Source organism: Candidatus Planktophila sp. (genome assembly GCF_046070465.1).
Taxonomy (GTDB): domain Bacteria; phylum Actinomycetota; class Actinomycetes; order Nanopelagicales; family Nanopelagicaceae; genus Planktophila.
This window is the reverse complement of the sequence record NZ_JBJTMK010000059.1, coordinates 1-10,925: the sequence shown is the minus strand read 5'-3', so window position 1 is coordinate 10,925 and position 10,925 is coordinate 1. Positions and strand designations below refer to the sequence as shown.

Sequence of the window (10,925 nt, the reverse complement as noted above, 5' to 3'; positions counted from 1 at the left end):
TTGCAAAACACCCTTGCGAGTGCCTTGGCCGCTGAGAATTCCAATTTGTTGCGTGCCAGCAATACGTGCACCTACACGAAACGCTGGGTCTGATGCCAGCTGCACAACAGCGCTATTGGCATAGGCAATCTTGACGACACCCACTAATCCGAGGCCCGAAATTACGGTCATGTTTGTATGAATTCCAGATTTGCTTCCTGCATCAATAGTGATTGTCTGTGTAAATGATGTGCTGGCACCCTGAGAAATAACCTTTGCGCCAACAACTTTAAAGCCACCATTGCCTGCACGATCAAGTACGTTCTTCAATTGACTTAACTCAGCATCGGCAACTTTGCGATTAAGAAGAGCCAGTCGTAGCGCATCGTTATCTGCCTTCAACTTCTCAATTTGATTGCGAGTGCGACCAAGGTGGGTGACATCAGAGATGAAGTTGCGGAATGGAGAGACAATCCAAGAACCTGCGCGCTGAACTGGCGTCAGTGCAGTCTGAGTGCCTGTGCGAATACTGTCGATTAACTGCACGCCGCGAAGATCGAGTGTGATCAAAAATAGCGATGTAACAATTAATACTATGAGTAGTAAACGACCGCGATTGTCGCCACCATAACGCACGAGTGACGGACCTTTAGCGACGTGGCTCGGAAATCAAAACCTTTTCAAGGGCTTCGAATTCTTCAATGCACTTACCGGATCCTTCAACGACTGCATCAAGTGGACGGTCTGCAATGTGAATTGGCATTCCAGTTTCGCGACGAAGACGTTCGTCGAGTCCCTTAAGAAGTGCTCCTCCACCTGTAAGAACGATTCCGCGATCCATGAGATCTGAAGATAGCTCTGGTGGACACTTATCAAGTGTTCCCTTCACTGCGTTAACGATCGCATTTACAGGCTCTTCAAGCGCCTTGCGGATCTCTGCAGCTGTCACAACGATTGTCTTTGGAAGACCTGTTGCGAGATCGCGCCCACGAATCTCAGCATCGTTCTCACCCTGAAGTGGGAATGCAGAACCGATAGCCATCTTGATCTCTTCAGCGGTGCGCTCACCCAAAAGAAGTGAATATTCGCGTTTTACCCAGTTAATAATCGACTGATCGAGCTCATCTCCACCTACGCGGATTGAGAGAGCTGTCACGATTCCACCGAGTGAAATCACTGCAACTTCAGTTGTTCCGCCTCCGATATCAACGACCATGTTTCCTGTTGGCTCGTGAATTGGAAGACCTGCACCAATTGCTGCTGCCATTGGCTCTTCAATGATGTAAACCTTGCGTGCACCTGCTGCGTAACCTGCATCTTTTACCGCGCGCTGTTCGACACCAGTAATACCTGATGGAACGCACACAACGATACGTGGCTTAGCCAAGTAGCTGCGCTTGTGTACCTTCTGAATAAAGTAACGAAGCATGCGCTCTGTTGTGTCGAAGTCTGCAATAACGCCATCCTTGAGTGGACGGATTGCAACGATGTTGCCCGGTGTACGGCCAATCATCTTCTTTGCTTCGATACCAACCGCGAGAATTCCGCCAGTGTCTTGGTTAACTGCAACTACTGAAGGCTCGTTAAGAACGATGCCGCGACCGCGAACATAGACAAGCGTGTTAGCAGTACCGAGATCGACCGCCATATCGCGACCGATAAAAGACATCTTGCTTGACATTACTTACCTCCAAAGAAGATTGCTATTTCACGAGCAGCAGATTCTGTTGAATCTGAACCATGAACGAGATTCTGTGTGACCTTTGTGCCGGCATCGCGTGCGAGATCGCCGCGGATTGTGCCTGGTGCTGCAACTGTTGGGTCTGTTGTACCGGCAATGTTGCGGAAACCTTCGATGACGCGATTGCCCTCGACCACCAGAGCAACAATTGGGCCAGACAACATGAACTCCACGAGTGGTTCGAAGAATGGCTTACCTTGATGTTCTGCGTAGTGCTGTTCTAGAAGTGCGCGATCTGCCTGAAGCATGCGCAACTGAGTGACTGAGTAGCCTTTACGTTCGATGCGGCCGATAATTTCGCCGACCAAACCACGAGCTACGCCATCTGGCTTAACGAGGACAAGTGTCTTTTCTAAAGTACTCACTCGCCCATTCTATTGGGGGTTAGGGGTGCCCCACACCACCAGGATTTTCAGCCTGAGCCAGAAGGGTGGCACGGGCGGCCTCACCTTTTCGACCTACAACCATGGCGGCAATCCAAAGGCCAGCGAAGAGAATGCCGATAAATATCATCGAAGGCACAATCAAGGCATAGGCAATTATCAGAATCTGCAAGGCCGAGCCGAGAATCCAGCCACTCTTCTTCTTGAGGATTCCTGGAGTCAATAGCAAGAGAAGAGCAAGAGCTAGCCCGGCAATTATCGCTGAAGAGCTGTGGTGATCTTTTGCAATCAGAACTGCAAATCCCATGACGAGCGCTTCCATCGCGAGAACTGCTGAACCGAGTATCCGCATTATGCGCCTTCCTTAGCAAAACGTTTGCGAACAATGGTGCGAGCTTCGCCGACCGTAACAACAGAACCGGTAATCAGGATTCCCAGTGTCTCTTCACTGAGAGGGCGCACTGAATCCTTAATGGCCTTCTCAATTGCCGCTTCAAGATTATCTGCAGCAAAGACTCGATCGGCGCCAAAGATAGACGTTGCAATCTTTTCAATCTCCTCGACTGGCATTGAACGTGAAGATGAATTCTTGGTCACGATGACCGAGTCCATGACTTTCTCAAATTCGACGAGAGCGCCTTGAACGTCTTTGTCCCCCATCGCAGCAACTATTCCGATAACTTCATCAAATGTGAATTCATTGTTAATCGTCTCAGTGATTGCTTTTGCACCATGGGGATTGTGAGCAGCATCAATAATGATCGTTGGGTCGCGATGAAGAACTTCGCATCGGCCTGGTGATTGAACATTAGCAAAGCCTGCAAGGACCGCTTCATAATCTAGTTCTTGGTCACCGAAGAATGCTTCAACAGCGACCAAGGCTGCAGCGGCATTAGATGCCTGGTGCTTGCCATGCAACGGAAGGAAGATTTCTTCGTAAGTATCTTTTGGAGTCTTAATCGTGAGAACTTGACCACCAACTGCAACTGCGCGAGATTCAATGAGGTATTCAACGCCTTCACGTGCAATATCTGCTCCAACTTCAGCGGCCTTCTTTAAAAGCTCAACTGCTGCCTCTGGCTGCTGCTGAGCAAGTACAACATAACCGCCCTCTTTAATAATGCCAGCCTTTGTCTTTGCGATCTCAGAGATTGTGTTACCTAGGTACTCGGTATGGTCGAGGTCGATAGGCATAATTACTGAAACATCTGCATCAACAACGTTTGTGGCATCCCACTCGCCTCCCATGCCCACTTCAATCACGCCAACATCGATGGGGTGTTCTGCGAAGGCGGCAAAAGCCAACGCTGTCATCGCTTCGAAGAATGAGATTGGTGTATCGAATTTTGAATCTATGAAATCTAAATAAGCAGCGATGTCGTTATAGGAAAAGATCATCGCCTTGGGATCAATTGGCTGACCATTGATGGAGATCCGCTCGAGATATGACTCGAGGTGCGGTGAGGTAAAACGCCCCGTACGAAGACCCATCTCAAAGAGAAGCGAATCAATCATGCGCGCTGTAGTGGTCTTTCCGTTTGTGCCACCCACATGAATCGTGGGATACGTCAGCTGAGGAGAGCCAAGAGCATCTACAAGTGCTGCAATGCGTTCGAGCGTTGGAGCGATACGAGTCTCTGGCCAGCGCTTAAGAAGCGCTTCTTCGATTGCGTCGATGCGCTCGTGATCGTCAGGTGTAATTGCAGTCATTACTTCAGAGCTGCCAATTGTGCAGTGATGCGTTCGATATCTGCAGTCGTTGCTGCTTGGCGTTCGCGAATTTCTGCGACTACGTTTTCTGGTGCCTTCGCCATAAAGCCTTGGTTGTTCAGCTTCACTTCAGCGGTAGCAAGATCCTTCTTCGCTGTAGCGAGATCTTTCTCAAGACGTGAGCGCTCTGCTTCGACATCTACTGCGCCAGACAAGTCGAGTTCACACTTGATGTTTCCGATTTCAACAGAAGCACTTGGTATGAAGTCACCGAGTTCGAGCTTAAGCAAGAAAGCCATTGCAGATGAATACTGTGCAACATCTGCAGGAGCGATAAACCGACCAGGAATCTTCTGGCTTGGCTTTACACCTTGATCATTACGGAAGCGACGCACCTCTGTAATTACACGTTGCAGCTGTGTAATTAACTCTTCTGCGGCCTTATCACGGTGAGATACTTCTGAAACCGGCCATGCAGCAGTCATAAGAGTCTCGCCGCCGGTAAATGTCGTCCAGAGCTCTTCTGTAATAAATGGCATTACTGGATGAAGTAAGCGGAAGAGCTGGTCGAGAACGTGGCCCAATACGCGCTGAGTTGCCTGAGCGTTTCCAGATGCAAATGCTTCCTTGGAAAGCTCGAGGTACCAGTCACAGAGGTCGTCCCATGCAAAGTGATAGATCACTTCGCTTGCACGAGCAAATTCGTAAGTTGAGAGAAGCTCGCTGTATTCAGCTGTTGTCTCTGAAAGTCTCGAAAGGATCCATTGATCGATTGCATTAAGTGATGAAACAGGAGGCAAGTCACCTTCGACTGTCGCTCCGTTCATCATTGCAAAACGAGTTGCGTTCCAGAGTTTGGTCGCAAAGTTACGTGAACCTGCAATCCAATCCTCTGCCAAAGCCTGATCCTTACCTGGGTTAGAACCACGAGCCAGGGTAAAGCGCAGAGCATCTGCTCCGTACTTATCAATAAATTCCAATGGATCAACGACGTTGCCCTTTGACTTGGACATCTTCTTACCGAATTGATCGCGCACGAGTCCGTGCAGGACGATTGTTCCAAATGGAGGAACTCCATCCATTGCAAAGAGTCCGAACATCATCATGCGGGCAACCCAGAAGAACAAGATGTCATAGCCCGTAACAAGGACGCTCGTCGGATAGAACTTCTTCAAATCTTCTGTGTTATTTGGCCAGCCAAGAGTGGAGAATGGCCACAGTGCAGATGAGAACCAAGTATCGAGGACATCGGGATCTTGCTCGTAACCTGCCGGAGCGCTTTCGCCAGGGCCAACAACAATGACTTCACCATTTGGTCCATACCAAACAGGGATGCGGTGTCCCCACCACAACTGACGCGAAATACACCAGTCGTGCATTCCATCAACCCATTCAAAGTAACGCGGTGCAAGCTCTTCTGGCTCAATCTTTACCCGACCGTCGCGAACAGCATCACCTGCTGCCTTTGCAAGAGGTGCAACCTTGACGAACCATTGCTTTGAAAGACGTGGCTCGACTGTTGTATCGCAACGTGAGCAATGTCCAACAGCGTGAATGTAAGGACGCTTCTCGGCAACGATACGACCTTCGGTACGAAGTGCTTCAACAACGGCCTTACGCGCCTCATATCGATCCATGCCGTCGAAAGTGCTGATGGAGTTAACAACCTTTGCATCCGCGTCAAGGATGACGAGGTTTTCGAGATGATGGCGAAGTCCGATTTCAAAGTCATTGGGATCGTGTGCAGGTGTTACCTTGACCGCACCAGTTCCGAATGCTGGATCAACGTGAGCATCAGCGACAACGGGAATCTCGCGATTGATCAATGGAACGGTAACTGTCTTACCAATCATGTGGGCATAGCGCTCGTCATCTGGATGAACTGCCACTGCTGTGTCGCCGAGCATTGTTTCTGCTCGTGTTGTTGCAACAATGATTTCTGAATCACCAGAGCCATAACGTATAGAGACAAGCTCTCCTTCATCGTCACTGTGTTCTACTTCAATATCTGAAAGAGCTGTAAGGCAGCGTGGGCACCAGTTAATGATGCGCTCTGCGCGGTAGATGAGCTCTTGGTCGTAGAGCTTTTTGAAAATTGTGAGGACAGCTTGTGACAAAGTCTCGTTCATTGTGAATGCTTCGCGAGTCCAATCAACTGAATCTCCGAGACGCTTCATCTGTCCGAGAATCTGTCCACCGGATTCGGCCTTCCACTCCCACACTTTCTTCACAAACTCTTCTCGACCAAGATCATGACGAGTGACACCTTGCGCTGCTAATTGCTTTTCGACAACGTTCTGAGTCGCGATACCTGCGTGGTCCATACCTGGAAGCCAGAGAGCTTCATAGCCCTGCATGCGCTTCATGCGTGTGAGGCAATCCTGCAAAGTTTGATCGAGGGCGTGACCGATGTGGAGGTTGCCAGTCACATTGGGAGGAGGGATAACAATCGTGAACGGCTCTTTTGGTGATGATGAATCTGCTGTGAAATAACCAGAATCAACCCAGTGCTGATACATCCGTGGTTCGATGTCAGCAGGTACAAAGGATGGAGCGAGTTCGCGCTTCGTCATACACGCATTCTAGCGGGCTGATTAAGCGCTTTTTTCCTCAGAGTTCTTCTCGCGACGGGATGCTCGCTTCGGCATTTGGTCAGTGCGCTCTACCAAAGTCGCTGGCGCATTGGAGTCGATGCAATCCTTTTCGATAATGACCTTTGCAATATCAGTGCGGCTTGGGACTTCGTACATAACCCCAAGCAGGACTGATTCCATGATGGCGCGAAGACCACGAGCACCTGTACCGCGTGAGAGCGCAAGCTCTGCAACAGCATCAAGTGCCTCTGGTGTGAATTCAAGATCGACGTCATCGAGGTTGAAGAGCTTTTGATACTGCTTTACCAAAGCATTCTTTGGCTCGGTCAGAATCTGCATCAAGGCAGGCTTATCAAGATTTTCAACGCTGGTAATAACCGGAAGACGTCCGATGAATTCAGGAATCATTCCAAATTTCAACAAATCTTCTGGCATTACATCAGCAAAGATGTCTTTCCGGTTCTTATCTTCAGCCTTCTGTAGTTCTGCGTTAAAGCCAACTCCTGCAGAACCGCTGCGAGATTCGATGATCTTATCGAGGCCAGCAAATGCTCCACCGACGATAAAGAGGACATTTGTTGTATCAATCTGGATAAATTCTTGATGTGGGTGCTTACGTCCACCCTGCGGTGGAACAGATGCAACAGTGCCTTCAAGAATCTTGAGCAGCGCTTGTTGCACACCCTCACCTGAAACATCGCGGGTGATTGATGGGTTCTCTGCCTTGCGAGCAACCTTATCGATTTCGTCGATGTAGATGATTCCAGTCTCGGCTTTCTTCACATCGTAATCAGATGCCTGGAGAAGCTTGAGCAAAATGTTTTCGACATCTTCACCAACATAACCCGCTTCAGTGAGCGCTGTTGCATCAGCGATTGCAAATGGAACATTGAGCATGCGAGCAAGGGTCTGCGCCATGAGCGTCTTGCCGCATCCTGTTGGACCGAGCAGAAGGATGTTCGACTTCGCGAGTTCGATTCCATCCTCTGTGCGACCTTCACCAGATTGAACACGCTTGTAGTGGTTGTAGACAGCGACAGAGAGAGACTTCTTTGCGCGGTCTTGACCGATGACATACTGATCGAGAAATTCAAAGATGGCCTGTGGCTTTGGAAGTTCTGCAAGTCCAAGTGAATTTTGTTCCGATAGCTCTTCAACGATGATTTCATTACAGAGGTCGATGCATTCGTCACAGATATAAACACCTGGACCTGCAATGAGCTTCTTAACTTGCTTCTGGGTCTTGCCGCAGAAAGAGCACTTCAAGAGGTCGTTCGCCTCGCCAATACGTGTGGACATGGGGGTAAATATAGTTTTTACGCGCAGTTTATGTGGCTTGAATTAAGCCTGACTTTGTTCGCCTTGAGAAGAACTGCGTCGTGGGTCACGCATCTCTGCAACACCCGGAACAAGGAGAACTAAGTAACAGACGAGAACATGGAATGCGATTGCCCACAATAGGAATGAGCGTTCCCCCATTAATGCAACAACTGGTCCGACAAGTGCCATTCCAAGTGGCATCAATCCACCGGAACCCACCATGTCAATGCTGAAGACACGGCCTTGCATATCTTGAGGAACTTCACGCTGAACAGACGTTACCCAATATGCCTCCCAGCCTCCGATGGAGAGTCCAGCGATGAAATAACCGACGATGACAAATGCAGGACTGATGGGAAAAGCAAGAACCAATGGCGCAACAGCAAAAAGAGACCACCATGAAATTGCAAGAAGTCCTGGGCGCTGTGTCTTCAATTTAATCGCAACAATGGCAGAAATCATCCCGCCTAGACTGAACATCGCTGCTGAGATCGCAAAAGTTGAATTTGTGTGGAACTCGCGACGTGTAATGACCGGCAACAACACGGTCTCAGCTGCAACAATCACCATCAACTGGAATGAAGCCATTGCGATTGAAGCTGCAATCCATTTAATCTCCCAGACCAGCTTAAAGCCCTCTTTGAGTTCGAAGAAAAATGTAGGTTTATCTTCAAGAATCTCTTGCCGAGGCTTCTCTTTGATTGGGAAGAGCAGTGAGGTTCCAATAAAGAAGGCGATTGCAGTAACGGCGAATGTGTAATCTGCGCCAATTGTTGCCACCGCAATTCCACCAACACCTGGACCAACAATGGTGCCAACTTTGGCAACAATGCCTTTAGCGACATTACCTTGCGGGAGTAAGTGATCCGGCAAAAGACTTGGAACGATCGCAGAGCCTGCTGGCGCACCGAATGAATCGCCGAGACCCATGAGAAAAACTAACAAGCCAATCGCCCAGAGCGGCATGTGATTGGCTGAGATAAAGACGAGAATGAGAGCAAGCGCTCCACGAAAAGAATCAGCACCGATCATCACCCATTTGCGCGGCAATCGGTCAGCCCAAACGCCACCGACCAGCATGAAGAGAGTTCCTGCCAATACTCGCGCAGCAAGAATCAATCCAAGGTCGGATGCTGTTCCGCCATTGTCGAGAATGCTGATCGCAAGTGCGATCGGAAAAGCTGACGAACCAAGTACAAAGATGAGCGCTGAGAAAAAGTAGCGGCGGTAATCCTTATAGGAAAAGAGAGAGCCGGGTGCGAAGTATTTCTTTAGCATCGCACCCGGCTCTCTCTTATCTAATAGTTACTACGCGGAAGGCTTGGCCTTTCGCGAAGCCATGACCTTATCAATAAGACCGTACTCAACCGCCTCTGTTGCAGTGAGAATCTTGTCGCGTTCGATATCGGCTTCGATTTCTTCCACTGACTTATTGGAGTGCTTAGCCAGCATTGTTTCGAGAAGTCCACGCATACGCATGATCTCGCGTGCTTGAATCTCGATATCAGATGCTTGCCCCCCACCCTCAGATGAAGGCTGGTGAATAAGAATGCGTGAGTGCTCGAGGCCATAGCGCTTTCCCTTTGTTCCACCGGCAAGGATGATCGCCGCAGCAGATGCTGCTTGACCCAAGCAGATTGTTTGAATGTCAGGGCGAACGAACTGCATAGTGTCATAGATAGCTGTCAGCGCTGTAAATGAACCACCAGGTGAGTTAATGTAGATCGAGATATCGCGATCTGGATCCATAGATTCAAGAGTCAGAAGCTGTGCCATAACATCGTTGGCAACAGTGTCATCGATTGCCTGACCCAAGAAGATGATGCGCTCTTCAAATAACTTTGTATATGGATCGAGGCGCTTGAAACCGTAAGCAGTCTTCTCTTCAATGGTTGGAAGTACGTAACGAGCTTCGAAATCTGAGATGTGCTTCATTACTTGTTACCTCCAGCAATCTGTCCATCGCTTGTTGCAATGTGATCGATAAATCCGTATTCGAGAGCATCCTTGGCATTGAACCAGTTGTCACGATCTGAATCGATAAGAATCTTCTCTAGCGGCTGACCGGTGTGCTTTGCATTGAGCTCTGAAAGTGTCTGCTTTGTAATCGCCATCTGTTCTGCCTGAATGCGAATATCGGTTGCTGTTCCGCCGATTCCACCAAGTGGCTGGTGCATCAAGATGCGCGCATGTGGGGTTGCGTAACGCTTTCCCTTTGTTCCAGCTGTAAGAAGGAACTGACCCATAGATGCAGCCATTCCCATTGCAACAGTTGCGACATCGTTCTTGATGTAGTTCATGGTGTCGTAGATCGCCATACCTGCGTAGACAGATCCACCGGGAGAGTTGATGTAAAGGTAAATGTCTTTCTCTGGGTCTTCTGCAGAAAGAAGGAGGAGCTGCGCGCAGATTTGGTTTGCCATCTCATCGCGGACTTCGCCTGCAAGGAAGATGATTCGTTCGCGCAATAGGCGGCTATAAATCTGATCGCCTAAGCCGAGAGGTGACTCCGCTGCTGATCTGTTCTGTGGGTTAATTAAATCCACGGTACTTCCTTCCGACTGTGAGCACCTCGATAGGTGCAAAATGCATGTAGTGACCTTAACAATGGCAGGGCAAAAATGCTTCCCAAATTGGAGGTAATTAGGGTCAAAACCCTAGATGTTCGCTATCGGCTAAAGATTATTCAGCAGATGCTTCGGCTGCAGCAGCTGCCGGAGTGCGAAGTTCTTCGAGTTCAATCTTTGTGCCATTCTTATCGACAACTGAGATGCGTGCGAGAACTGATGCAAGCGCCTTAGCGCGAGTGACCTCTGCGATGACCTGTGTGATCTGTCCAGCTTTCTGGAGCTCCTGGGCGAATTGCTCTGGACCCATCCCGTAACGCTGTGACATGCGAACGAGGTAATCAGTTAATTCAACTTCAGTGATCTGAACATCTTCAGCCTTCACGATTGAATCAAGAAGGAACTCTGACTTAATGCCGTCACGAACTTCCTTATCAACTTCTGCGCGGTGAACAGCATCTTCCAAGCGGCCTTCACCCTCGAGGTGGCTGTTAACTTCTTCAAGCACCAAATCGTCTGGAACTTCGATTGTGAGTTCATTGAGCAACTTCTCAACGAGGAGGTCGCGTGCCTGCGCACCTTGCTCGAGCTTCTTCAAACGTGTGAGGCGCTCTGTGAAATCTGCCTTGAG

11 protein-coding genes are annotated in these 10,925 nt (G+C 49.2%); all 11 read right to left on the bottom strand.

Translation table 11 applies throughout. The features are described 5' to 3' along the window. On the bottom strand, positions 1-615 hold a 615-nt coding region (mreC, locus tag ACKOVI_RS02830), incomplete at its 3' end, for a rod shape-determining protein MreC (RefSeq protein WP_509602508.1). A gap of 13 nt (positions 616-628) precedes the next feature. Beyond that, positions 629-1,660 (bottom strand): rod shape-determining protein, encoded by a 1,032-nt coding sequence (locus tag ACKOVI_RS02825; RefSeq protein WP_509602507.1) that lies wholly within the window; start codon positions 1,658-1,660, stop codon positions 629-631. Next, entirely contained in the window at positions 1,660-2,085 is a 426-nt protein-coding gene (gene ndk, locus ACKOVI_RS02820; protein ID WP_509602506.1) for a nucleoside-diphosphate kinase, read from the bottom strand. Before ndk ends, ACKOVI_RS02825 begins: the two co-directional genes overlap by 1 nt. Positions 2,086-2,104: 19 nt before the next feature. Next, a complete protein-coding gene (locus ACKOVI_RS02815) occupies positions 2,105-2,455 on the bottom strand; it encodes a DUF4233 domain-containing protein (RefSeq protein WP_509602505.1) in 351 nt (116 codons plus the stop codon). Next, a complete protein-coding gene (locus ACKOVI_RS02810; protein ID WP_509602504.1) occupies positions 2,455-3,813 on the bottom strand; it encodes a bifunctional folylpolyglutamate synthase/dihydrofolate synthase in 1,359 nt (452 codons plus the stop codon). The genes ACKOVI_RS02815 and ACKOVI_RS02810 overlap by 1 nt, the downstream gene beginning before the upstream one ends. After that, complete coding sequence (locus ACKOVI_RS02805) at positions 3,813-6,386, bottom strand: valine--tRNA ligase (RefSeq protein WP_509602503.1); 2,574 nt, start codon at positions 6,384-6,386, stop codon at positions 3,813-3,815. The genes ACKOVI_RS02810 and ACKOVI_RS02805 overlap by 1 nt, the downstream gene beginning before the upstream one ends. A gap of 21 nt (positions 6,387-6,407) precedes the next feature. Beyond that, positions 6,408-7,706 (bottom strand): ATP-dependent Clp protease ATP-binding subunit ClpX, encoded by a 1,299-nt coding sequence (gene clpX, locus ACKOVI_RS02800; RefSeq protein ID WP_509602502.1) that lies wholly within the window; start codon positions 7,704-7,706, stop codon positions 6,408-6,410. Between the two features lie 42 nt (positions 7,707-7,748). After that, the gene (locus ACKOVI_RS02795) at positions 7,749-9,005 is read right to left on the bottom strand and encodes an MFS transporter (RefSeq protein ID WP_509602501.1); all 1,257 of its coding nucleotides are present in this window, start codon (positions 9,003-9,005) and stop codon (positions 7,749-7,751) included. 30 nt (positions 9,006-9,035) lie between these two features. Beyond that, positions 9,036-9,662, bottom strand: a complete 627-nt coding sequence (locus ACKOVI_RS02790) for an ATP-dependent Clp protease proteolytic subunit (RefSeq protein WP_509602500.1) — start codon at positions 9,660-9,662, stop codon at positions 9,036-9,038. Continuing rightward, entirely contained in the window at positions 9,662-10,273 is a 612-nt protein-coding gene (locus tag ACKOVI_RS02785; protein ID WP_509602498.1) for an ATP-dependent Clp protease proteolytic subunit, read from the bottom strand. The genes ACKOVI_RS02790 and ACKOVI_RS02785 overlap by 1 nt, the downstream gene beginning before the upstream one ends. 136 nt (positions 10,274-10,409) lie before the next feature. Further along, a partial coding sequence (locus ACKOVI_RS02780) for a trigger factor (RefSeq protein ID WP_509602497.1) occupies positions 10,410-10,925 on the bottom strand: 516 nt, incomplete at its 5' end.